This is a genomic window from Mesobacterium hydrothermale (assembly GCF_035818635.1).
Lineage (GTDB): Bacteria > Pseudomonadota > Alphaproteobacteria > Rhodobacterales > Rhodobacteraceae > Mesobacterium_A > Mesobacterium_A hydrothermale.
Genome location: NZ_JAYLLH010000001.1, coordinates 247,632 through 269,749 on the forward strand (window position 1 = coordinate 247,632; position 22,118 = coordinate 269,749).

Here is a 22,118-nt window from a genome sequence, read left to right on the forward strand (position 1 = left end):
TGAGGGGCAAGGATCATGACGGGATTGGGCAATGGCCCCCTTGGGCCACAAAGCGCGCTGGCGCAGGCGGTTGCGGTGCGCGACCGTGGCACCATGGCCATGGTGAAGGCGGCGGTGCAGCATCGGAACGTACTGTTGGCCTATCAGCCGATCGTTCAGGCAGGGCGGCCCGACAAGATTGCCTATTACGAGGGGCTGATCCGGGTGCTGGATGAAACCGGGCGGATCATCCCGGCCAAGGATTTCATCGACGCGGTCGAGGAATCGGAAACCGGGCGGATGCTGGATTGCATCGCGCTGGAAAAGGGGTTGGTGGCGCTGTCGCGGGTGCCCGACCTGCGGCTGGCGATTAACATGTCGGCCCGGTCGATCGGCTATCGCCGCTGGATGCGGCTGTTGACCCGGGCGCTGGACCGCAATCCGACGATCGGCGAACGGCTGATTCTTGAGATTACGGAAACCAGCGCGATGCTGGTGCCGGAACTGGTGGTCAGCTTCATGGCCGGGTTGCGCGACCGTGGGATCGCCTTTGCGATTGACGATTTCGGGGCGGGGTATACCGCGTTCCGGTATTTCCGTGATTTCCAGTTCGACATCCTGAAAATCGATGGCCAGTTCATCCAGGGAATCGCCCGTGACCCGGACAACCAGGTGCTGACCCGCGCCATGGTGGCGATTGCCCAGCAATTCGATATGTTTTCCGTCGCTGAAAAGGTCGAACGCGACGAAGACGCGCGCTTTCTGACCCAGATCGGGGTGGATTGCCTGCAAGGATTCTATTTCGGTGCTCCGACGGTCCGACCGCCGTGGGAAGATCAGCCGCGAAATAAAATTTCCGCCTGAGACAAAGTTTCCTGTATGCTGTCGTACACTGATCGGGTACTGCCCCTGCGTAAACCGGGGTTGTTTCTGCGGCGCAGCAGAGTCATGGTCCCGGCGTCACATGACTGGTGGAGGACACATCAATATGACCAATGTCGTGATCGCATCTGCTGCCCGGACCGGTGTCGGCAGTTTCCTGGGAACATTCGCCAACACCCCGGCCCACGAACTGGGTGCCGCCGTGCTCGAGGCTCTGGTGGCCCGCGCGGGTGTGGAAAAGGGCGAAGTTTCGGAAACCATCCTGGGCCAGGTGCTGACCGCCGGTCAGGGCCAGAACCCGGCGCGTCAGGCGCATATCCATGCCGGCCTGCCGCTTGAATCCGCGGCCTGGGGCATCAACCAGGTCTGCGGCTCGGGCCTGCGCGCGGTGGCGCTGGCAGCCCAGCACATCCAGCTTGGGGACGCGGACATCGTTTGCGCCGGTGGCCAGGAAAACATGTCGATGTCGCCGCATTGCGCAACGCTGCGCCAAGGCCAGAAGATGGGCGACATGAGCTATATCGACACGATGATCCGTGACGGTCTTTGGGATGCCTTCAACGGCTATCACATGGGGCAGACCGCGGAAAACGTGGCCGAGCAGTGGCAGATTTCCCGCGACGTGCAGGATGAATTCGCCGTTGCCAGCCAGAACAAGGCCGAGGCCGCCCAGAAGGCCGGCAAGTTCGCGGACGAGATCATCCCCTTCACCATCAAGACCCGTAAGGGCGATGTGGTGATGGACAAGGACGAATACATCCGCCACGGCGCCACCATCGAAGCGATGCAGAAATTGCGTCCGGCCTTTACCAAGGACGGTTCGGTCACCGCGGCGAACGCCTCGGGTCTGAACGACGGCGCGGCCGGAGCCCTGCTGATGACCGCCGACAACGCCGAAAAGCGCGGGATCGAGCCGCTTGCGCGGATCGTGTCCTATGCCACTGCGGGTCTGGACCCGAAAATCATGGGCGTCGGCCCGATCTATGCATCGCGCAAGGCGCTGGAAAAGGCGGGCTGGTCGCCCGAGGACCTGGACCTGGTCGAAGCCAACGAAGCTTTTGCCGCACAGGCCTGTGCCGTGAACAAGGACATGGGCTGGGATCCCGCAATCGTGAACGTGAACGGCGGCGCCATCGCCATCGGTCACCCGATCGGCGCATCGGGCGCGCGGATCCTGAACACGCTGCTGTTTGAAATGCAGCGCCGGGGCGCGAAAAAGGGTTTGGCGACCCTGTGCATCGGCGGCGGCATGGGCGTGGCCATGTGCCTGGAGCGCCCGTAACGGACGGCTGAACGGAAATGGGCGCTTCGGCGCCCTTTTTCATACAATGCGACGTGAGGAATGCCGCGTCGCAGCAAAATATTCACGCAACATTGTTGCGCATCGGGATGAACTTGGGTAACGACGTTACCAAGGAATGCCAAAGGTTGGAGGAACATCATGGCACGAGTTGCACTTGTCACCGGGGGAAGCCGGGGGATCGGGGAGGCGATTTCCAAGCGGTTGAAAGCAGACGGCTTTGAGGTTGCCGCGACCTATGCCGGCAACGACGAGAAGGCCGCGGCCTTCACCGCCGAAACCGGGATCAAGACCTACAAATGGAACGTGGCCGATTACGAGTCGTCCAAGGCGGGCATCGCGCAGGTCGAAGCCGACCTGGGCCCCGTTGACGTGGTCGTGGCCAACGCGGGTATCACCCGCGACGCGATGTTCCATCGCATGACCCCAGACCAGTGGAACGAAGTGATCGCCACCAACCTGACCGGCGTGTTCAACACCGTGCACCCGGTCTGGAACGGAATGCGCGACCGCAAGTTCGGCCGGGTGATCGTGATTTCCTCGATCAACGGGCAAAAAGGCCAGGCGGGGCAGGTGAACTATGCCGCGACCAAGGCGGGCGACCTGGGCATCGTGAAATCGCTGGCGCAGGAAGGCGCGCGCTTTGGCATCACCGCCAACGCAATCTGCCCGGGCTATATCGCAACCGAAATGGTGATGGCGATCGACGAATCCGTGCGGGAAAAGATCATCAAGGGCATCCCGGCGGGTCGCCTGGGCGAGCCCGAGGAAATCGCGCGTTGCGTGGCGTTCCTGGCTGCCGACGATGCCGGCTTTATCAACGGTTCGACGATTTCGGCCAACGGGGCGCAGTTCTTCGTCTGATCCCGTTCGGGCTTTGAAAAACAGCAAAGGGCCGGTCGTCTGACCGGCCCTTTCTGCATCCCGTAAGAGCGTCGCGCGCAGGCTCAGCGGGACTGGGTGCGGAACATCCAGCCGAAAGCGGCGGCGAAGGCCTTGGCGCGTTCGTGGTGGGCGGCGCGCATTGCGTCGTGGCGGCTGCGGGTGGTGGGGGCTTCGATCATGTCAGTATTCCTTATCTGGGTGTGGGGCGCCTTGGGCGCTGTTGTCTTTCTGATCCCAATATGGGTTGATTTTCACGGCGCGACAAACGAGAGTTTTCTGACATCAGTTAAGGAAAACTTGTGTGAATGAACGTCTGCCCCCGCTGACCGCCTTGCGCGCGTTCGAGGCCGCTGCGCGGCATTTGTCCTTTGCCAAGGCGGCGGCAGAGCTGCATGTGACCCCCGCCGCGCTGTCGTTCCAGATCAAGTCGCTGGAGGACCACCTGGGCGCGCCGGTGTTTCGTCGGTTGAACCGCGCGGTGGAACTGACAGAGGTGGGGGCGCAACTGGCGCCGGGGGTCTCGGACGGGTTCGACCGGCTGAACGTGGCCTGGCGCGCGGCGCTTCGGTCGCAGCAAGAGGACATGCTGACTGTGACGGCCGGCCCGGCCTTCACGGCGAAATGGCTGGCACCGCGGCTCTATGATTTCGCACAGGCGCATCCGGGGATCGAACTGCGCGTATCGGCCACGTTGCGGCGCATGAGCTTTGAGCGGGACGATATCGACGTGGCGATCCGCTTTGGCTATGGCCCCGATGCCGGGCTGTTTTCCGTTCCGCTGATCGACGAGGTGTCGCTGCCGGTTATGGTGCCACGCCTGACCGAGGTTTACGGCGATCCGGCGACCTTGCCGCGCGCCCCGCTGATCTATGACGATTCGGTCGATTTCCTGGACCCGCCCGCCGATTGGGCGGCCTGGTTCCGGGCGGCGGGTGTGCCCGGCACCCCGCCGGGGGGGACCCATTTCAGCCAGGCCGATCACGCCATCGACGCGGCGCTGGCCGGGGCGGGGGTGCTGCTGGGGCGCAAATCGTTGCTGGCCAAGGCGCTGGCAGAGGGGCAGTTGGTGGCCCCGTATGACGTGGCGCTCGCGACCGAGGCGCGGTTCCGGTTTCTTTGTCGCAAGGGGCAGGAAACCCGCCCGGCGATTGCCGCCTTCCGCCGCTGGATCCAGGCGGAGGCCGCGCGCTACGCCCATGTGCTGGAAGGCAAGCGCATCGTTGTCACCGGACTACCCGCGTGAGCGCTGGCAGAAACAAGAAGGGCCGGTCAGATGACCGGCCCAGCGTTTTGGGTTGGAAAAGAGGCGGCGCGCCGTTTTGGCGGCCTCAGTTCGCGGACAGTCGCGCGATTTCCTCTTTCAGTCTGAGCTTCTGCTTTTTCAGATCCGCAATATGAAGGTCGTCCACGCCAGGGGAGCGTTGCGCCATTTCCACTGCCTCTGACAGGGATTGGTGCTTTTTCTTCAGTTCCTGCAAATGTGAACTCAAGCTCATGGATTCCTCCTGTTGATGGTGTAGGCCTTCAGGACACCACAGATTTTTCGTTCTGTCACGAAAACTTCGCAATTGTCCGTGGTTTTCGGCTGTTTCGAGCCTAAAGCGGCGTTTTGTCATCGGGAAAGGGCAGCGCGGCGGCGTCGCGCATCACAGCGTTGACCGGGGCGGAATAAGGGTTGGCGTCGGGCTGATGATCCGTGGCCCTGTGCAGGATCAGCGGGGCGTGGAACCGGAACGGCGCACGCCCGGCGCGACGCCCGCGCAGCAGGATCAGGCGGGGCGGGCGGTTGGGCCGAGGGGCCAGCGGTAACAGCTCGACCGAGCCGAGGTGTGCGGTGAAATGGGTCAGCAATTCGGGCAGGCGTTCGGCGCGCTGAATGAAGGTGGCGGTGCCACCCGGCGCCAGCCGTTTGGCCGCGATTTCCACCCATTGAGCCAAAGGCGTCTGGCCGGCCAGCGCGATTTCGCGGTCTGCGGCGGTGGCGCCCTTGCGGGTGCTGGCCTGAAAATACGGTGGATTTGCAAACACATGGTCAAACTGAACCTGTCGGACGTGCCCGGGCAGGGCTGTCAGGTCAGCGGTTTCAATCGTGCCGTCCAGCGCATTTTCGGCAAGGTTGCGGCGGGCCAGATCGGCATAGCCCGGTTGCAGTTCGACCCCGGTCAGATGCAGCCCCGGCACCCGTGTGCCAAGACACACCAGCGCCGGGCCGCCGCCGCAGCCCAGTTCCAGCACGGTCTGCCCAGGCTTGGCCGTCACCGCGGCGGCCAGCAAGACCGGATCGGTGCCGGCGCGGTAGCCGTTTCGCGGTTGCCAGACCCGCGCCCGCCCGCCCAGGAAATCGTCGCAGGTCAGTTCATCCGTGGTGAAGGGGGCGTCCCTCAATATTTCACCCCGCTCAGGCGCAGGATGCGGCGGGCATCATCCAGTTCGTCGCGCCGGACCATCAGGCGGCGCGGCAATATGCCGATCGATCCTTCGAGGACGCTCATATTTACGTCCATTTCAAAGGTGGCTATACCCTCCTCTTCAAGAAGGGTCTTCACCAGGGGGATCAGCGTGATGTCGTTGGTGCGCAGAAGCTCTTCCATGTTGGGGACATAAGGACAAGGCATGGCCCTTGTCGAGAGCGGTTACGGGGGAGTGATGAGCCTGGATAGCCCGATTACAAAGCCGCACGAGCGACTGGCTGCTGCGCTGGCAGATGAAATGGGCGCGGTCAACGCGCTGATCCGTGATCGCATGGCGTCGGAACACGCGCCCCGGATTCCCGAGGTGACGGCGCACCTGGTCGAGGCGGGGGGGAAACGCCTGCGCCCGATGCTGACGCTGGCGACGGCGAAGATGTGCGGCTATGACGGGCCGTTCCATATTCACCTGGCGGCGACGGTCGAATTCATTCACACCGCCACGCTGCTGCATGACGACGTGGTCGACGAAAGCAACCAGCGCCGGGGCCGGCCCACGGCGAACCTGCTTTGGGACAACAAGTCCAGCGTGCTGGTGGGCGATTACCTGTTCGCGCGGTCGTTCCAGTTGATGGTGGAAACCGGCAGCCTGCGGGTGCTGGACATCCTGTCGAACGCCGCCGCCACGATCGCCGAGGGCGAGGTGCTGCAACTGACGGCCGCGCAGGATCTGCGCACGACAGAGGCGACCTATACCCAGGTGGTGCGCGGCAAGACCGCCGCGCTGTTTGCCGCCGCGACCGAGGTGGGGGGCGTGATCGCCGGGCGCAGCGAGGACGAGATCAAGGCGCTGTTCGACTATGGCGACGCGCTGGGCATCGCGTTCCAGATCGTTGACGACCTGCTGGATTACTGGGGCACCGATGCGACCGGCAAGAACGTTGGCGACGATTTCCGCGAACGGAAACTGACGCTGCCGCTGATCAAGGCGGTGGCCAAGGCCGACGACACGGAACGTGCGTTCTGGAAGCGGGTGATCGAAAAGGGCGACCAGCGCGACGGCGATCTTGAACACGCGATCGAACTGCTGAACAGGCATGGCGCGTTGGAAGAGACCCGGCAGGATGCGCTGGCCTGGGCCGCCAGGGCGAATACTGCAATGGCGTCGCTGCCGAAATCGGATCTGCGCGACATGCTGATCGACCTGAACGATTACGTTGTGGCACGGGTCAGCTGATCCGCGCGTGCCGTGTTGGAAACGACCCGCCCCGGAGGTGATCCGGGGCGTTTTCACGTCCGAACGCTATTTCAGGGCGCAGGCGGTCACCCACCAGTCGGGGTGATCCGCGGCCAGTCGTGCTGCCCCGGCCTGCGCGTCCTGTGCCGTCGCGAACAGGGCAAAGCAGGTGGCGCCCGATCCTGACATCCGCGACAGCGCGCAGCCCTGCAGCGCGTCCAGTGCCGACAGAACCGTGCCGATTACCGGTTGCAGCGCAATGGCGGGCGCCTGCAGGTCGTTGCGCTGTTCTGACAGCCATCGCACCACCGCCGGAAAGCCGCCACCTTCGGGCCAGGGCGTCATCGGAGGGTTGTCCTTGCGCGGCAGGGCGCGGAAGACCTCGGGCGTGGAGACAGCGATGCGAGGGTTCACCAGCACCGCGTTCAGCGGCTCTTGATACAGCGGCAAGACCCAGTCGCCGATGCCCTGCATATGCGCGGCATGGGCCACCATGCAGACCGGCACGTCGGCCCCAAGCGTGATCGGGTCAAACGGCGCGGGCTGGTTGTACAGTTTTTCCATTGCCTTGAGGGTTGCGGCGGCGTCGGACGATCCGCCGCCGATCCCCGCCGCCATCGGCAGGTGTTTTTCCAGCGTGATCGCAACCGGCTGTCCAAAGGCATCCGCCGCGCGCCAGCACAGGTTGCCGGGATCGGCAGGCACACCTTCGGCCATCGGGCCGGTGATGGTCAGCGAGGTGTCTTCTGCCTTTGCCACCGTGACGCGGTCGCCCACGTCGGCAAAGACGACATAGCTGTCGAGCAGGTGATATCCGTCTTCGCGTTGTCCGGTGACATGCAGTGTCAGGTTGATCTTGGCCGGGGCAAAGACCTTAGTTGTCGCCATCGGCCACCTTCAGCGGGTCGGCGCCTTCTTCGATCAGGACTTCGTCCAGCCCGACCTCAAGCTTGCGGCGAATGCGGTCTGGGTCGACCTCTTCCGAGGCGGTGCCGTGATCGAGGAAGGACAGTGCGCGGCGCCACATGAAGCGGGCTTCCATGTGCCGGCCCACGGCCCAGTAGACATCGCCCAGGTGGTCGTTCACCACCGGGTCCACCGGCATCAGTTCTGCCGCACGTTCCATGTGGCCGACGGCTTCATCATAGCGGCCCAGCGTGTAAAGCACCCAGCCGAGCGAGTCGACGATATACCCGGAATTCGGGCTGGCATCGACGGCGCGTTCGATCATGTCCAGCGCCTCGTCCAGCTTGATATGCTGTTGAACCAGGGAATAGCCAAGGTAATTCAGGATATTGGGCTGGTTCGGGTTCAGCTCCAGCGCCTTGCGCAGGTCGGCTTCGGCGTTCGGCCAGTCCCCGACGCGCTCATTGCATATGCCACGGGCGTAATACAGGAACCACTGGCGTTGGGGGTCGCCTTCGTAAAGGTCCAGCGCCTTGGTATAGGCGGTCACCGCCTCGGCAAAGCGTTCCATCTTGCGCATGGTGTCGCCCAGGGTGGATTGCACGATGGCCATGTCGCCATGGGTCTTGGCCAGGCTTTCCAGCACTTCGATCGCGGCCTCGTCCCGACCGCTGTCGCGCAGGGCGGCGGCGCGGCCGATTTCGGCGGCGTGGAAGGACGGATTGTCGCTTGGCACCTTGCGATAGGTTTCCACCGCCAGATCCGACTGGCCGATCTTTTCCAGCAGTTCGGCGGTCAGCAGGATGGCCGGCACATGATCGGGGCGCAGGTATTCGGCCAGCCGGGCATAAAGCAGGGTGAAATCGTCATCCGCTTCGTCGCTGAGCGCGCCGGCCAGCGTGTAGAAGGTTTCCGCCATCCCGTCGCGGGCGCTGCGCACGGTGGTGAAGGGCAGGGCGTCGCCGGCCTTCAGGGTGTCCACCATCTGGGTCAGTTCAGGGTCCAGGTCGCCCCGGAACTGTTGGTTGATCAGCGTGACGGCATCGTCGTAGCGTTGCAACTGGCTGAGGATCTGGGCGCGCGCGACCACTGCCCGGCGGGTGTTGCGCATTGGACCGACCGCCGGGTCCGACAGGATGTCGATCGCGGTTTCGAAATCCCCGACAGAGGCGAGCGCTACCGCCTTGTGATACATGGCAAAGCCGGTCAGGACACGTTCCTGCCCGACTTCGTCAAAGGCGACCAGCGCGGCAGTCATGTCGCCTTCGCCCAGTGTGGCCCAGGCCTTGACCAACCCGTCGGCCAGCGGGCCGACGCCCCGGTCTTCGTCCAGGCGCTTGAGGATCTCGGCATAGTTGCCCTTGGCCCCCAGCGCCCCGATTTTCGCCATCTGGGCGATCTGGCTGCGGTGGCCGTCGGCTTCGAGCTTGTCACCGAACAGCGTGGCGCGGTCGATGTTGCCCAGCGAAAGATAGGACAGGGCAGCGCGTTCCAGCAGTTCCGGCTTGCCGGGGTCGTGCATGATCGCTTCTGAGTAATAGCGTGCCGCGGCTTCGAAATCGCCCAGGAAGCTGGCCTGCCGTCCCGCCAGATAAGCGCCGGATACCCCCTGGGCGACGGCGGGTTGGGTCAGGGCGAGGCACAGGCCAGTGGCGGCAAGGGCGAATATGCGGCGCAACGCGGATCTCCTTGTAAATCAATTCGGCAAGCGTAGAACGCGGTGGGTGCAGAGGCAACATGGCAGACCCACAATCGCGTGAGTGACGCAGGCTGGCTTTCCTTGCCGGTTGATCTGTTGACTTCGCTGCGAATCCCCATATAAGCGCGGCTTCATTGGTGTTGGTGGCCCCCGCAAGGGGATGCCTGTCATGGGTTTCGGCCCAAGAGGACAACGCCCTTCATAGTCGCCCGCTGGGCGACGCCCTATCGAAGGAGATCAGCCGTGACCAAACGCACGTCTGCCAAGTACAAAATTGACCGCCGGATGGGCGAAAACATCTGGGGTCGTCCGAAATCCCCCGTCAACCGCCGCGAATACGGCCCCGGCCAGCACGGCCAGCGCCGCAAGGGCAAGATGTCCGACTTCGGTCTGCAGCTGCGCGCCAAGCAGAAGCTTAAGGGCTACTACGGTGACCTGACCGAGAAGCAGTTCCGCCGCATCTATGCCGAAGCAGAGCGGATGCGTGGCGACACCGGCGAGCTGCTGGTTGGCCTGCTGGAGCGCCGCCTGGACGCCGTGGTTTACCGCGCCAAGTTCGTGCCGACCGTGTTCGCCGCCCGTCAGTTCGTGAACCATGGCCACGTGCTTGTGAACGGCAACCGCGTCAACATCCCGTCCTACCGCGTGAAGGAAGGCGATGTGATCGAGGTTCGCGACAAGTCCAAGCAACTGGCTTCGGTCCTGGAAGCGACCCAGCTGGCAGAGCGTGACGTGCCGGAATACATCGAGGCCGACCATTCCAAGATGACCGCGACCTTCGTGCGCACCCCGGGCCTGAGCGACATTCCCTATGCCGTTCAGATGGAACCGAACCTGGTCATCGAATTCTACGCACAGAACTAAGCGCAGCGGTGGGCGGGTCCCACCTTGCGCTCACGGCGGGCCGACCCGCCTGACAGAACGAGTATCAAGGCCTGCCGCCACCCGCGGCGGGCCTTTTCGATAGCAGGAGCCGCCGCATGGACACCCGCAAGAACCCGCTTGAGAACGGACTGGAAAGGACGCTGTTCGCGTCGCGCTGGCTGATGGCGCCGATGTACCTGGGGTTGTCGGTGGCGATGCTGATGCTGACGATCGTGTTCCTGCGCGAACTGGCCTACTATGTGCCGCAGATGATGGAGCTGACAGCAGAAAAGACCATTTTGGCGGTCTTGACGCTGATCGACCTGACGCTGGCGGCCAATCTTTTGACCATTGTGCTGTTTTCGGGGTACGAAAACTTCGTGTCGAAAATGGATATCGGCGATACGGTCGATCGCGCCGACTGGATGGGGACCGTCGATTTCGCCGGTCTGAAGATGAAGCTCATTGCCTCGATCATCGCGATTTCGGGGATTCACCTGCTGAAGCGGTTCATGGAAATCGGGCAGGCCAGCGCCGATGCTGTCTTTGGCGACCGCGAGCTGATGTGGCTTGTGGTGATTCACATGGTCTTTGTCCTGTCGGGCGTCTTCATGGCGCTGATGGACTGGCTGAGTGCCAAGGCCAAGAAAAAGTAACCGGCCCGCTGCTGGGCTGAAACCCACCTGACGTTTCAAAGGAAGGGGTGCGCCATGTCGCAGGACTATCCCGTTTACGGCCGTATCGATGGCCCCATCGTGATGATCGGCTTCGGCTCGATCGGCAAGGGGACGTGGCCGTTGATCGAACGGCATTTCGAATATGACGCAGACCAGTTCGTTGTGGTCGAGCCCAACAGCGCAAACCACAATTTCCTGCGCCAGCACAAGCTGCGCTTCGTGGATACCGCGCTGACCCCGGACACCTATGTCGAGGTGCTTTCGGCGCTGTTCCCCGAAGGCAAGGGTGGGTTCTGCGTGAACCTGTCGGTCGATACCTCGTCGCTTGACCTGATGAAATGGTGCCGGGAACGCGGTGTCCTTTATATCGACACGGTGGTCGAGCCCTGGGCAGGTTACTATTTCGACACGCAGGACAACGCGGCGCGCACCAACTACGCGCTGCGGCAGGCGGTGCGCGACGAAAAGGCGGCCAACCCTGGCGGCCCCACCGCGGTCAGCTGCTGCGGCGCCAACCCGGGCATGGTCAGCTGGTTTGTGAAAGAGGCGCTGCTGACGCTGGCCCGGGACACCGGCCGCGACGCAACAGCGCCGGCGGACCGGGACGGCTGGGCCAGGCTGATGCAGTCACTGGGCGTCAAGGGCGTGCATATCGCCGAACGCGACACCCAGGCCCGTCGCCTGCCGCGCCCGCGCGGCGTGTTCGTCAACACCTGGTCTGTCGAAGGCTTCATTGCCGAAGGGTTCCAGCCGGCTGAACTGGGTTGGGGCACGCATGAAACGTGGTTCCCCGAGAACGGCCATCGTCAGGATACCGGGTGCAAGGCCGCGATCTGGCTGGAACGGCCTGGCGCGATCACCCGCGTGCACACCTGGTGCCCGACGCCGGGGCCGCAGTTCGGGTTCCTTGTGACGCACAACGAGGCGATCTCGATTTCCGACTATTACACCGTGGGCGAAGGCGACGCGCCGGAGTTCCGGCCGACCTGCCACTATGCCTATCACCCCTGCGATGACGCGGTGCTGAGCCTGCACGAGATGTTCGGCTCTGGCCGCCAGCAAGCGGTGCATCACATCCTGGGCGAAGATGAGATCGTCGAGGGCATCGACGAGCTGGGCGTGCTGCTTTACGGCCATGAAAAGAACGCGCTGTGGTTCGGCTCGCGCCTGTCGAATGCCGAAACCCGCGATCTGGCGCCGTATCAGAACGCCACGGGCATGCAGGTGACCTCGGCCGTGCTGGCGGGGATGGTCTGGGCGCTGGAAAACCCCACTGCCGGCATCGTCGAGACCGACGAGATCGACCACGCGCGCTGCCTTGAGGTGCAACGCCCCTACCTGGGCCCGGTCGAGGCGCATTACACCGACTGGACGCCGCTGGTGGACCGCTGGGAACATTTCCCCGAGGACATCGACGAAAGCGACCCCTGGCAGTTCCGCAACGTGCTGGCGAGCTGAGCCGTTTTCAAATTGTGTGCTTCCGCACGCTTTCGGTCAGCGGGCCGGCAAAGCGACGCCCTTGCCGGCCCGTTTTGCGTTTGTCGATGGGCGCGGGGGTGGCGCTGACGGGCGACACCCCCGCGCAGGCGGCGATGTTGGTGCTTTTCCTTGGCCAGAGGGGCCGCTATGGAGGGGCGGGCAAGGAGACGCCAAGATGAGCCAGATCACGCCGCAACCGGGCATCATGGACATTTCCCTATACGTCAGCGGTCAGGCGACCGTTGCCGGGAAGGAAGATGTGCTGAAACTGTCGTCGAACGAGAACCCTTACGGGTTCAGCGATGCAGCGCGCGAGGCGTATATCCGTGCGGTGCAGAACCTGCATCGCTATCCCAACACCGACCACGGGCCGCTGCGCGCGGCCATCGGCGAAATCCACGGGCTGGACCCGGCGCGGATCATCTGTGGCGTGGGATCGGACGAGGTGCTGCAATTCGTGGCGCAGTGTTTTTCCGGCCCCGGAGATGAGATCATCACCACCGAACACGGGTTTTCGATGTACCCGATCCTGGCCAAGGCTGCGGGTGCGACCCCGGTCGAGGTGCCGGAAAAGGACCGCCGCATCGACGTGGACGCGATCCTGGGGGCGGTAACCGACAAGACCCGGATCGTGTTCATCGCCAACCCGGCCAATCCGACCGGCACCTTTCTTGAACGCGACGAGGTCGTGCGGCTGGCCAGGGGGCTGCCGGAAAACGTGCTGCTGGTGCATGACGGCGCCTATACCGAGTTCGTTGAGGGGTTCGACGGTGGTGCGTCGGTCGTGGACGACTGCCCGAACGTCATCATGACCCGGACCTTTTCCAAGATCTACGGGCTGGGTGGGCTGCGCATCGGCTGGGGCTATGCGAGCCAGGAAATCATCGACGTGCTGAGCCGCGTGCGCCAGCCCTTCAACCTGTCAGAACCGCAGATGGCGGCAGCGATTGCCGCGGTACGCGACGTGGTCTTTACCGAACGCTGCCGGGCGGACAACGCGCGCTGGCGCGACTGGCTGCGCAATGCGCTGGTGCAGATGGGCGTGGGCTGTGACGAGAGCTTTGCCAACTTCGTGCTGGCCCGGTTCGACAGCCCGGAAGAGGCCGAAGCCTGCGATGCCGCATTGAAAGAGGATGGAATCATCGTACGCCGGGTGGCGGGCTATAACCTGCCCGACTGCCTGCGCATCACCGTAGGTGACGAGGCCGCGTGCCGCCGGGTGATCCATGTCATCGCCACCTTCAAGGGAATGCGGTGATGACGCAAATCTATCCCAAGGTCGCGCTGATCGGGCTGGGCCTGATCGCGTCGTCAATGTTCTGGGCGATGAAACGCCGGGGCGTGGCGGGGCATGTTTCGGGCTATGCCCGGTCGCAGGAAACCCGCGACACCGCGCGCCGGATCGGGCTGTGTGACACGGTTTGCGACAGCGCCGCCGAGGCGGTGACGGAAGCCGACCTGATCGTCTTGGCGGTGCCGGTGGGCGTGATGGGCAAGGTGGCTGCGCAAATTGCGCCGTATCTGAAACCGGGGGCAACGGTGACCGACGTCGGGTCGGTCAAGGCGTCGGTCGTGGGGATGGTCGCCCCGCTGATCCCCGAAGGCGTGCATTTCGTCCCGGCGCACCCGATGGCGGGGACAGAGCATTCCGGGCCGGAATCGGGCTTTGCAACGCTGTTCGACAACCGCTGGTGCCTGATCGTGCCGCAGGACGGCGGTGACGAGGCCGCTGTCGAACGGCTGGAGTCCTTCTGGCAGGCGCTTGGGTCCAATACCGAACGGATGGAACTTGAGCATCACGATCTGGTTTGCGCCGTGGTGAGCCATATTCCGCACCTCATCGCCTATACCATGGTGGGCGTGGCAGATGATCTGCGCCGCGTGTCGGACCAGGAGGTCATCAAGTTTTCGGCTGCCGGTTTCCGGGATTTCACCCGGATCGCGGCGAGTGACCCAACCATGTGGCGCGACGTGTTCCTGACCAACAAGGATGCCACGCTGGAAATCCTTGGCCGGTTCACCGAAGAGCTGTTCGCGTTGCAACGGGCGATCCGCACCGGGGACGGGGAACAGCTTTTTGATTATTTTACCCGGACACGGGCGATCCGCCGTGGCATTATCGACGCGGGGCAGGATACCGAGGCCCCGGATTTCGGACGGACGAAGATCGAGAGATGAAACGGCTGATCGCGGCAGTTCTTTTGTTGGCCACTCCGGCGTTTGCAGCAGCGCCCGAAGCATCGCTGCGCCCGGTGGCGCGCACGGTGGCGCCGGTGATCTCGACCCGGTCGGTGCCGAATGTCCGGCCTGCCTTGCGCCCCGAGGGATTGGTGCCGGTGGCCCCGCTTCCAGCGATGACACCCTACATGCAGGCGCCCACGTCCGAGGATTTGGCGGCAAACACCGCCGGTGTTGCCGTGGTGCCGGCGTCGATGGGGCACGCCCGGTCGTTGCGCCCGATGGCGCGGCCCGGGGTCATCGTCGAACAGGCCATGGCCAAGCGCCGCGCGCTGAACCGTGGCAAGGTTTGCGGTGACCGGGATTTGCAAGGCGAAGAGATCGGCTTTGTTCCGGGCAAGATCGCGGGCTGCGGCGTGGAGAACGCGGTCAAGCTGCGGTCGGTGTCGGGCATTCCGCTGAGCCAGCAGGCGATCATGGATTGTACAACCGCGAAGGCGTTGAAAACCTGGGTCGATCGCGGGCTGGTGCCCGCTGTCGGGACCCGCGGGCGCGGCATCGCGGAAATCAAGGTCGCGGCGCATTACGCCTGCCGGACCCGCAACAACCAGCCCGGTGCCAAGATTTCCGAACACGGACGTGGCCGGGCGATCGATATTTCGGGGGTCCGGTTGAAGGACGGCACCACCGTCACCGTTCTGAACGACTGGAACAACCGCACCTACGGCCGTATCCTGCGCCGCGCGCATGAACGCGCCTGCGGGATTTTCGGCACCGTGCTGGGCCCGGGGTCGGACGGGTATCACGAGGACCATTTTCATTTCGACACCGCCCGCTATCGCAGCGGGCCCTACTGCCGCTAATCCGCTTGCCCGCCTGCGGCGCGCGGCGCATTCTGGCGCGGCGCAACAGGAGGACGCCCCATGTACAAACTGATCGGAACCGCGGGCACCCGTGCCTTTCGGGTGCTGTGGATGCTGGAAGAACTCGGGGTCGACTATGACCATCTCGGGGCCGCGCCCCGATCGCCCGACGTGACGGCGGTCAGCCCCTTGGGCAAGGTGCCGGTGCTGATGGTCGATGACGTGGCGATTCCCGATTCGACGGCGATCCTGACCTTTCTTGCCGACAAACATGGCGCGCTGACCTTTCCGGCGGGTTCGCTGGAGCGCGCACGACAGGATGCGATGACGTTCCGTGCGCTGGACGAACTGGACGCGGTGCTGTGGGTCGCAGCGCGGCATTCCTTCATCCTGCCCGAGGAACACCGCGTGCCCGAGGTGAAGAACAGCCTGAAGCACGAATTCCAGCACAACCTGGCGCGCATTGCCGCGGAGATCGAAGGCCCGTTCGTGATGGGCGAGACCATGACGATCGCCGACATCGTGCTTTGCCATTGCGGCAGCTGGGCGCGCGCGGCGCAGTTCCCCGATGCCCCGCCGGCCTTTGTCGAGTACATGCGCGGTCTGCGCGGGCGCGAGGCGTTCAAGCGGGCGTCGGCAAAACGGGCGTAGGCAGGGGGCGCTGCCCCCTCTGCCGCCTTTGGCGGCATTCACCCCTGGAGTATTTGCAGAAAGATGAAAGGGTCAGACGGTTTCCAGCCACCGGGCGGCGTGCTGCCCGGCCCAGAGACCGGTGGCCAGGCAGGCGGTCAGCAGGTAGCCACCCGTGGGGGCTTCCCAGTCCAGCATTTCACCGGCGCAGAAGGTGCCGGGGCGCGATGTGAGCATCAGGGTCTGGTCGAGCGCTTCGAACGGGAGGCCGCCCGCAGTCGAGATCGCCTCGTCCATCGGTCTTGGCCCGCGGTGCGGGACGGGTAGGGACTTGAGCGCATGGGCGAGGTGCGCGGGGGTGTCAGGCAGGGGAGCCAGGCAGTCGCGGATCAGGGCCAGTTTCGCCTTGTCGATCCCAAGGGCCTTGCGCAGGAAATTGCTGAGCGATTGCTTGCCTCTGGGGCGGGACAGGCGGCGGGTGAGCGTGTCCTCGTCGAGGTCGGGGAAAAGGTCGAGCAAGAGGGGGGCGCCGGCGCGCAAGGCGGGGGTGAGCGGGTAGATCCCGCCGCCTTCCAGCCCGCGGGCGGAGAGGACGATTTCGCCACGGGAGCGGAGCGGGCCTGCGCTGAGGCCGATATTTTTCAGCGGGGTGCCGAAATGCGCGGCGATGTGAGGGCTCCAGTTGACACACAGACCGGCGTTTGACGGTGCGAAAGGGGCAAGCGGGAGCCCATCGGACCGGAAGATTTCCGCCCAGGCGCCATCTGAGCCAAGGCGGGCCCAACTGGCGCCACCGAGCGCCAGAACGGTGGCGCGGGGGCGCAGGCAAACCGGACCGTCGGGGGTGACGAAGCGCAAACCCGCATCGTGCCAGCCCGTCCAGCGCCAGCGGGTGTGGCGGTCAAGCCCCATCGCGTCCAGCCGTTCCAGCCAGGCGCGCAGCAGCGGCGAGGCTTTCATCGATTGTGGAAACAGCCGTCCGGTCGAACCGGTAAAGGTGGCCTGTCCGAGCGACTCGGCCCAGGCGCGTACGTTTTCGGGGCCGAACTGATCGAGCACCGGTCGCAGGCGCCATGCGCGTGTACCATAGGCGGAAAGGAAGGTGTCGAAGGGTTCGACCTTGGTCAGGTTCAGCCCGGATTTTCCGGCCATCAGGAACTTGCGGCCCAGGGACGGCTTGGCTTCGGCCAGGACTACGCGATGCCCGGCGCTGAGCAGCGCGTCGGCGGCCATCAGCCCGGCGGGACCGCCGCCGATGACCAGCGCGTCGGTCATTCCTCTTCGAAACCGCGCAGTTCCACGACGCGACGGGGGTAGGGAATCTCTATATCCGCGTCTTTCAGCGCGTTCCAGATCAGGAAGCGGATCTGCGAGGTGTACTTGTTCTTGCCGTCATCCAGCCCGTTTACCCAGAATTCGACCGCGAAATCGACGCCCGAGTCGCCGAATCCTCGCAGTTCCACATCAGGCGGTTCGGGCGTGTCCAGAACGGCGGGGTGGGCGGCGACCGCGGTGCCGACGATGTCGGGTACCCGGTTGATGTCGGTGTCATAGCTGACGGAAAACTCGACCTCGTATCGGTTGGACGAGCCCTGATCGGAATAGTTGATGACCCGTGTGGTGATGAAGTCTTCGTTCGGGACAACGATCCAGCGCCCGTCGAAGGTTTCAAGGATCATCGCGCGGGCGGTGGTTTTCACGATCGTCCCGGCCATCCCGTTGTCGAGTTCGACATAGTCGCCGACCGTGGCCTGCCCTTCGACCAGAAGAATCACCCCGGAAATGAAGTTGGACGCGATTTTTTGAAGGCCGAAACCAAGACCCACACCGATGGCACCGCCCAGTACGGCAAGCGAGGTGAGCGGGATACCCATGATGTTCATCAGCAGCAGGAAGGCGAGGCCGAAGATCGTGATTTCCGCCGCCTTGGCCGCGAGCTGCCGGGTGGCGGGACGCATTTCCTCTTGCTTGTGGATGTAGGTGCCGGTCTGGTCGTTTGACCATCGGCCCAGCCAGAACAGGATCGAGCCGGAAATCACCCCGCGGATCAGCGCCATGACCGAGAACGAGATATTGCCGAGACTGACGGTGGTGTCATTCAGCCGGTCGGTGACGAGATCCAGCAAGCCAACGGTGTATAGCGCGATGATCGGCAGCAGGATGTAGCGCCCAAGCACCTTGAGGAACGGATCGGTAATGATTTCACGCACAAGGCTGCGGGCCGCGAGGAAGAGGAAGAATCGCTTGCCGAAGGCGATCACGTCGCCAGAGCCAAACAGCGTGCGGGTGATGCCTTCGCCGACGCCGGTGAGGACATAAGCCAGAAGCGGCAGCAGAAGCGGTACGAAGATCAGCAGGAAACGCCGGATCGTGGAGAGGATCGAGGTCGCGTTTTCCTTGGGGGTCAACAGGTGTGTGAGCAGTGGGCGCAGACGCTTGGAAACCAGCCAGGCGGCCAGGAAGGCCACCACCAGCAGGCCGAACTGTGACCACGCCGCCGGGCTGAGCAGCCATTTCGAGGTGACGTCCCAGCCCTGCAACACGTAGCCCGCGGCCGTTTGGACGATCTGCGGCTGTTCTGACAGGTCCCACGCCATGGCTGGCCCCTTGATACCATTTTACAATCCGTCAGACTTTTGCCGAATCCGAGGTTGCGATACAAGGCGCGCTTTCGTGGACAATCCGATTTGCCCCCTGTGTGGGCGCCCGATTCCGCCGGGGCGCCAATCTTTGCACCACCTGATCCCGCGGCTGAAAGGCGGCAAGGGCGGGCCGACCGTGCTGTTGCACCAGATTTGCCACAAGGAAATTCACGCCACGCTGACCGAAGCAGAACTGGCGCGCGACTTTCACACGGTGGCGGCGCTCAAGGCGCATCCGCGGCTGGCAAGGTTCCTTGCCTGGGTCGCCAGGCGCCCGCCAGAGTTTCACATCAAGTCCGCGGGTGGGCGGCGCAAGCGCTGATCTGGTGCGCTTGCGCCACTTAGGTGTCAGCGTGGCCCGATTGCCGATTGGACGCCCACGCGACCCGTGGCTATATGGCGGCGGGCAGTCAGAACAAGAAAGGCGCGGCGCATGAGAATTCTGTGCATCCACCAGAACTTTCCCGGGCAATACAAGCATCTTGCGCCGGCACTGGCCAAGCTGGGCCATCACGTTGTCGCACTGACGCCCAAAGTGGACAAGCCGGTGACATGGAACGGCGTGCATATCGTGCCCTACAAGGTGCAGGGCGCGAGTACCAAGGGCATACACCCCTGGCTTGCGGATTTCGAAACCAAGATCTTGCGTGGACAAAGCTGCTTTGCCGCGGCGCGGCAGTTGAAGGCCAAGGGATACGCCCCGGACATCATCCTTGCGCATCACGGTTGGGGCGAAAGCCTGTTCCTGAAAGACGTCTGGCCCGAGGCGAAGCTGGGCCTCTACTGCGAGCTGTATCACCGGGCGACACAGGAATTTGTCGGCTTCGACCCGGAGTTCCCCAGCCGTACACCGGAAACCGACGCGCTGCGGCTGCGGCTGAAGAATCTGAACAACCGCCTGCACGAAGAAGTCATGGATGCGGGAATCAGCCCGACCCAGTTCCAGGCTAGCACGTTCCCCGACCATCATCAGGACCGGATCACGGTTTGCCATGACGGGGTGAACACCGAAGTTGTCGTGCCCAGGGAAGACGCCGAACTGGCGCTGGACAACGGCACGGTGCTGACCCGCAAGGATGAGGTCATCACCTTCATCAACCGCAACCTGGAACCTTATCGCGGCTATCACATCTTCATGCGGGCCTTGCCGGACCTACTGAAGCGGCGACCGAACGCGCAAATCGTGATGCTGGGCGGGGACGAAGTCAGCTATGGCGCGCGCGCGCCCGAGGGCAAGACCTGGAAACAGATATACATCGACGAGGTGCGCGGCCGAATTCCAGACGAAGACTGGGCGCGGGTGCACTACCTGGGTCGTGTGCCCTATGACCGATTCCTTGCGTTGATGCAGGTCAGCCGGGTGCATGTCTACCTGACCTATCCGTTCGTTCTGTCGTGGTCGCTGCTAGAGGCGATGAGCGCGGAATGCGCCATCGTAGCCAGCGACACCGCCCCGGTGAAAGAGGTCATCACCGAGGACGAAAATGGCAGAATGGTGAACTTTTTCGACCGCGCGGCGCTGGTGGAAAAGGTCTGCGATTTGCTGGAGGACGAAGCGGCCCGCAAGCGTCTGGGTCGGAACGCGCGTGCATTCGTCACACAGAATTACGATCTGCGCACCGTCTGCCTGCCGCAACAGTTGGAATGGGTGGGGCGGCTGGCGCAGACAACCCCGCGCCTTCCGATGGAATGATCAGAGCCTGCTGTCCTGCGCGCGCAACTGGCGGGCGCGGGTCAGAATCGCGTCTTCGATCGCACGGGTGGTCGCCGCGTTGGCCGGACCAGAGCGCGTCATCAATGCCAGGTTCAACGAGCGCGCATCCAGTGCCGGATCGGAAATATGCACGGTGGCGCGATAGGCACGACCGCCCCCCGGCGGGGTGCCATACCCGGTTGTGATAACGCCGGTGAAGGGGTCAACTGTCTGAACCGGCAGGAAATCCAGCACGTCCAGCGCCGCGAACCAGATGTACTTGTTCACCGCGCCGACCTTGCCGGCATCGTCGCGTTTCTTGAACAGATCCCACAGCGTGCTCGTCGGGCGGGGCTTGTCCTGATAGATGATGTCCTGGACCAGTTCGTCCGCCGGTGGCGTTTCAACAGGGGCCCGGGCCGCGCCACGGTTCGCGCATCCAGAGGTGACCGCGAGGGCAGCGGTGAGTCCGGCGATCACGGCGATACGCAAGTGAGTCATTTCTGGCGGCTCCTTGTGGGTCTGACTGGTCTGAACCATGTCCGAAAACCTCTTACCTGCCGAGCGTTGCGGCGACAAGTCAGAGATTCCTGCGCGGGGATCTGCCGATATGGGCCTTGGCAGGGCAATCTTGTGGCAAATGCGCATCACTGATCCACTTGCTGGACTTCTGCCCGGGACACCCGCTTGCAAACCGTTGGGCTGAAAGAGCATAGAAAGCCCATCAACGCCGGGCATCCGGAATGATACGTGCCTTTCGAACACATGAGGGAAACAATGAAAAAGATCCTGTTCGCGACCACTGCTCTGGTTGCAACCGCGGGTGTCGCTTCGGCAGAGATTGCCATCACCGGCTCCGCAGAAATCGGTATCCTGGGCGGCGACGGCCTGTCGGCAATCGCTGGCGCATACGGCAACAACACCCAGTTCCACACCGACATCGACGTGAACTTCTCGATGTCCGGCACCGCAGACAACGGTCTGACCTTCGGTGCGTCGGTTGACCTGGACGAAAACGGTGCATTCAGCAACACCACCCAGGGTGGCGAAACCTACTTCATCGCTTCCGGCCCGTTCAAGCTGTCGATGGGTGACACCGACGGTGCATTCGACGCAGCCCTGACCGAAATCGGCATCGGTGGCTCGATCGACGACGCACACACCACCCACGCTGGCTACAACGGCAACTCCGGCCTGGACGGCACCTACGACGGCCAGATCGCAACTGCTTCGTACTCCGCTTCGGGCTTCACCGGCTACCTGTCGGTTGAAATCGATGACACCGGCACCGGCGACGCAGTCTACGGCCTGGGCTTCAAATACGCAGCCAACATGGCTGGCCTGGACCTGTCCGTTGGCCTGGGTTACCAGACCACCGACACCAACGGCGGCGCAGCCGGCGGCGACATCGACATCTGGGGTATCAGCCTCGCAACGACCTTCTCGAACGGTCTGCAGGCAATCCTGAACTACTCCGACCGCGATGCAGCTGGCGTCAGCACCACCTACACCGGCATCGGCCTGGGCTACTCCATGAACGCCCTGACCATCGGTGTGAACTACGGTGAATTCGACACCGCAGGCGCAACCACCAACGGTTACGGCCTGGCCGTGAACTACGACCTGGGCGGTGGCCTGGTTGCTCAGTTCGGCTACGGTGCAGAAGACCTGGCAGGCCCGGGCGGCACCTCGGACCAGTGGTCGATGGGTCTGGCAATGAGCTTCTAATAGCTCATAACCAACTCGGTTAAGGGAAGAGCGGGCTTTGGCCCGCTCTTTTCTTTTGTGGCGCTGAT

At 63.7% G+C, this 22,118-nt stretch carries 23 protein-coding genes; 15 read left to right on the forward strand and 8 right to left on the reverse strand.

Annotated elements, in window-relative coordinates; all coding sequences use genetic code 11:
- Positions 1–15: 15 nt before the first annotated feature.
- The 4 genes from VK792_RS01205 (at position 16) to VK792_RS01220 (ending at position 4,289) form a co-directional block, all read left to right on the forward strand.
- On the forward strand, positions 16–843 hold the full coding sequence (locus tag VK792_RS01205) for an EAL domain-containing protein (RefSeq protein ID WP_326295455.1): 828 nt from the start codon (positions 16–18) through the stop codon (positions 841–843).
- Between the two features lie 124 nt (positions 844–967).
- Positions 968–2,143 carry an acetyl-CoA C-acetyltransferase gene (locus VK792_RS01210; protein ID WP_326295456.1) on the forward strand — a complete coding sequence of 392 codons (1,176 nt, stop codon included), beginning with the start codon at positions 968–970 and terminating at the stop codon, positions 2,141–2,143.
- Between the two features lie 159 nt (positions 2,144–2,302).
- Complete coding sequence (phbB, locus tag VK792_RS01215) at positions 2,303–3,025, forward strand: acetoacetyl-CoA reductase (protein ID WP_326295457.1); 723 nt, start codon at positions 2,303–2,305, stop codon at positions 3,023–3,025.
- A 322-nt stretch (positions 3,026–3,347) separates the two neighbouring features.
- On the forward strand, positions 3,348–4,289 hold the full coding sequence (locus VK792_RS01220) for a transcriptional regulator GcvA (RefSeq protein WP_326295458.1): 942 nt from the start codon (positions 3,348–3,350) through the stop codon (positions 4,287–4,289).
- 85 nt (positions 4,290–4,374) lie between these two features.
- Here VK792_RS01220 and VK792_RS01225 read toward each other — a convergent pair whose 3' ends face one another.
- From VK792_RS01225 to VK792_RS01235, 3 genes are all read right to left on the reverse strand, one after another.
- Positions 4,375–4,542 (reverse strand): YdcH family protein, encoded by a 168-nt coding sequence (locus tag VK792_RS01225; RefSeq protein WP_326295459.1) that lies wholly within the window; start codon positions 4,540–4,542, stop codon positions 4,375–4,377.
- Between the two features lie 100 nt (positions 4,543–4,642).
- Positions 4,643–5,431, reverse strand: coding sequence for a tRNA1(Val) (adenine(37)-N6)-methyltransferase (locus tag VK792_RS01230; RefSeq protein ID WP_326295460.1), 789 nt, complete (start codon positions 5,429–5,431; stop codon positions 4,643–4,645).
- Positions 5,428–5,637 (reverse strand): putative signal transducing protein, encoded by a 210-nt coding sequence (locus VK792_RS01235; protein WP_326295461.1) that lies wholly within the window; start codon positions 5,635–5,637, stop codon positions 5,428–5,430. Before VK792_RS01235 ends, VK792_RS01230 begins: the two co-directional genes overlap by 4 nt.
- Before the next feature lie 55 nt (positions 5,638–5,692).
- Here VK792_RS01235 and VK792_RS01240 point away from each other — a divergent pair, with 55 nt between their 5' ends.
- Entirely contained in the window at positions 5,693–6,691 is a 999-nt protein-coding gene (locus VK792_RS01240; RefSeq protein ID WP_326295504.1) for a polyprenyl synthetase family protein, read from the forward strand.
- 66 nt (positions 6,692–6,757) lie between these two features.
- Here VK792_RS01240 and VK792_RS01245 read toward each other — a convergent pair whose 3' ends face one another.
- Entirely contained in the window at positions 6,758–7,579 is an 822-nt protein-coding gene (locus VK792_RS01245) for a 4-(cytidine 5'-diphospho)-2-C-methyl-D-erythritol kinase (RefSeq protein ID WP_326295462.1), read from the reverse strand.
- Positions 7,566–9,275 carry a tetratricopeptide repeat protein gene (locus tag VK792_RS01250; RefSeq protein ID WP_326295463.1) on the reverse strand — a complete coding sequence of 570 codons (1,710 nt, stop codon included), beginning with the start codon at positions 9,273–9,275 and terminating at the stop codon, positions 7,566–7,568. The genes VK792_RS01245 and VK792_RS01250 overlap by 14 nt, the downstream gene beginning before the upstream one ends.
- A 264-nt stretch (positions 9,276–9,539) precedes the next feature.
- On the opposite strand from VK792_RS01250, the gene rpsD reads away from it, so the two are divergent.
- The 7 genes from rpsD (at position 9,540) to VK792_RS01285 (ending at position 16,008) form a co-directional block, all read left to right on the forward strand.
- On the forward strand, positions 9,540–10,160 hold the full coding sequence (gene rpsD / locus VK792_RS01255) for a 30S ribosomal protein S4 (protein ID WP_326295464.1): 621 nt from the start codon (positions 9,540–9,542) through the stop codon (positions 10,158–10,160).
- A gap of 116 nt (positions 10,161–10,276) precedes the next feature.
- Entirely contained in the window at positions 10,277–10,816 is a 540-nt protein-coding gene (locus tag VK792_RS01260) for a TIGR00645 family protein (RefSeq protein WP_326295465.1), read from the forward strand.
- Between the two features lie 54 nt (positions 10,817–10,870).
- Complete coding sequence (locus VK792_RS01265; RefSeq protein ID WP_326295466.1) at positions 10,871–12,295, forward strand: homospermidine synthase; 1,425 nt, start codon at positions 10,871–10,873, stop codon at positions 12,293–12,295.
- Between the two features lie 196 nt (positions 12,296–12,491).
- Positions 12,492–13,574, forward strand: a complete 1,083-nt coding sequence (hisC, locus tag VK792_RS01270) for a histidinol-phosphate transaminase (RefSeq protein ID WP_326295467.1) — start codon at positions 12,492–12,494, stop codon at positions 13,572–13,574.
- On the forward strand, positions 13,574–14,494 hold the full coding sequence (locus VK792_RS01275; RefSeq protein ID WP_326295468.1) for a prephenate/arogenate dehydrogenase family protein: 921 nt from the start codon (positions 13,574–13,576) through the stop codon (positions 14,492–14,494). Before hisC ends, VK792_RS01275 begins: the two co-directional genes overlap by 1 nt.
- The gene (locus VK792_RS01280) at positions 14,491–15,357 is read left to right on the forward strand and encodes an extensin family protein (RefSeq protein ID WP_326295469.1); all 867 of its coding nucleotides are present in this window, start codon (positions 14,491–14,493) and stop codon (positions 15,355–15,357) included. Before VK792_RS01275 ends, VK792_RS01280 begins: the two co-directional genes overlap by 4 nt.
- 60 nt (positions 15,358–15,417) lie before the next feature.
- Positions 15,418–16,008 (forward strand): glutathione S-transferase family protein, encoded by a 591-nt coding sequence (locus VK792_RS01285; RefSeq protein WP_326295470.1) that lies wholly within the window; start codon positions 15,418–15,420, stop codon positions 16,006–16,008.
- Between the two features lie 72 nt (positions 16,009–16,080).
- Here the strand turns inward: VK792_RS01285 and VK792_RS01290 are convergent, their stop codons facing one another.
- On the reverse strand, positions 16,081–17,262 hold the full coding sequence (locus VK792_RS01290; RefSeq protein WP_326295471.1) for a TIGR03862 family flavoprotein: 1,182 nt from the start codon (positions 17,260–17,262) through the stop codon (positions 16,081–16,083).
- Entirely contained in the window at positions 17,259–18,584 is a 1,326-nt protein-coding gene (locus tag VK792_RS01295; protein ID WP_326295472.1) for a mechanosensitive ion channel family protein, read from the reverse strand. The genes VK792_RS01290 and VK792_RS01295 overlap by 4 nt, the downstream gene beginning before the upstream one ends.
- A 76-nt stretch (positions 18,585–18,660) precedes the next feature.
- Between VK792_RS01295 and VK792_RS01300 the strand changes: the two genes are divergently transcribed.
- Together VK792_RS01300 and VK792_RS01305 are read left to right on the forward strand one after the other, a co-directional pair.
- Complete coding sequence (locus VK792_RS01300) at positions 18,661–18,951, forward strand: HNH endonuclease (protein ID WP_326295473.1); 291 nt, start codon at positions 18,661–18,663, stop codon at positions 18,949–18,951.
- A gap of 111 nt (positions 18,952–19,062) precedes the next feature.
- Complete coding sequence (locus VK792_RS01305; protein WP_326295474.1) at positions 19,063–20,322, forward strand: glycosyltransferase family 4 protein; 1,260 nt, start codon at positions 19,063–19,065, stop codon at positions 20,320–20,322.
- On the opposite strand, the gene VK792_RS01310 is transcribed toward VK792_RS01305, so the two are convergent.
- Positions 20,323–20,823, reverse strand: a complete 501-nt coding sequence (locus VK792_RS01310) for a DUF3576 domain-containing protein (RefSeq protein WP_326295475.1) — start codon at positions 20,821–20,823, stop codon at positions 20,323–20,325.
- A 276-nt stretch (positions 20,824–21,099) separates the two neighbouring features.
- Here VK792_RS01310 and VK792_RS01315 point away from each other — a divergent pair, with 276 nt between their 5' ends.
- Positions 21,100–22,050: a porin gene (locus VK792_RS01315; protein ID WP_326295476.1), complete on the forward strand. Its 951-nt coding sequence runs from the start codon at positions 21,100–21,102 to the stop codon at positions 22,048–22,050.
- Positions 22,051–22,118: the final 68 nt, after the last annotated feature.

What these genes read in the sequence shown, in the direction of transcription:
- VK792_RS01285 (WP_326295470.1), top strand. Translation starts at nt 15,418, where the DNA reads ATGTACAAACTGATCGGAACCGCGGGCACCCGTGCCTTTCGGGTGCTG.
- VK792_RS01245 (WP_326295462.1), bottom strand. Translation starts at nt 7,579, where the DNA reads ATGGCGACAACTAAGGTCTTTGCCCCGGCCAAGATCAACCTGACACTG.
- VK792_RS01305 (WP_326295474.1), top strand. Translation starts at nt 19,063, where the DNA reads ATGAGAATTCTGTGCATCCACCAGAACTTTCCCGGGCAATACAAGCAT.
- phbB (WP_326295457.1), top strand. Translation starts at nt 2,303, where the DNA reads ATGGCACGAGTTGCACTTGTCACCGGGGGAAGCCGGGGGATCGGGGAG.
- hisC (WP_326295467.1), top strand. Translation starts at nt 12,492, where the DNA reads ATGAGCCAGATCACGCCGCAACCGGGCATCATGGACATTTCCCTATAC.
- VK792_RS01295 (WP_326295472.1), bottom strand. Translation starts at nt 18,584, where the DNA reads ATGGCGTGGGACCTGTCAGAACAGCCGCAGATCGTCCAAACGGCCGCG.
- VK792_RS01290 (WP_326295471.1), bottom strand. Translation starts at nt 17,262, where the DNA reads ATGACCGACGCGCTGGTCATCGGCGGCGGTCCCGCCGGGCTGATGGCC.
- VK792_RS01260 (WP_326295465.1), top strand. Translation starts at nt 10,277, where the DNA reads ATGGACACCCGCAAGAACCCGCTTGAGAACGGACTGGAAAGGACGCTG.
- VK792_RS01225 (WP_326295459.1), bottom strand. Translation starts at nt 4,542, where the DNA reads ATGAGCTTGAGTTCACATTTGCAGGAACTGAAGAAAAAGCACCAATCC.
- VK792_RS01315 (WP_326295476.1), top strand. Translation starts at nt 21,100, where the DNA reads ATGAAAAAGATCCTGTTCGCGACCACTGCTCTGGTTGCAACCGCGGGT.
- VK792_RS01310 (WP_326295475.1), bottom strand. Translation starts at nt 20,823, where the DNA reads ATGACTCACTTGCGTATCGCCGTGATCGCCGGACTCACCGCTGCCCTC.
- VK792_RS01210 (WP_326295456.1), top strand. Translation starts at nt 968, where the DNA reads ATGACCAATGTCGTGATCGCATCTGCTGCCCGGACCGGTGTCGGCAGT.
- VK792_RS01240 (WP_326295504.1), top strand. Translation starts at nt 5,693, where the DNA reads ATGAGCCTGGATAGCCCGATTACAAAGCCGCACGAGCGACTGGCTGCT.
- VK792_RS01205 (WP_326295455.1), top strand. Translation starts at nt 16, where the DNA reads ATGACGGGATTGGGCAATGGCCCCCTTGGGCCACAAAGCGCGCTGGCG.
- VK792_RS01235 (WP_326295461.1), bottom strand. Translation starts at nt 5,637, where the DNA reads ATGGAAGAGCTTCTGCGCACCAACGACATCACGCTGATCCCCCTGGTG.
- VK792_RS01265 (WP_326295466.1), top strand. Translation starts at nt 10,871, where the DNA reads ATGTCGCAGGACTATCCCGTTTACGGCCGTATCGATGGCCCCATCGTG.
- VK792_RS01275 (WP_326295468.1), top strand. Translation starts at nt 13,574, where the DNA reads ATGACGCAAATCTATCCCAAGGTCGCGCTGATCGGGCTGGGCCTGATC.
- VK792_RS01280 (WP_326295469.1), top strand. Translation starts at nt 14,491, where the DNA reads ATGAAACGGCTGATCGCGGCAGTTCTTTTGTTGGCCACTCCGGCGTTT.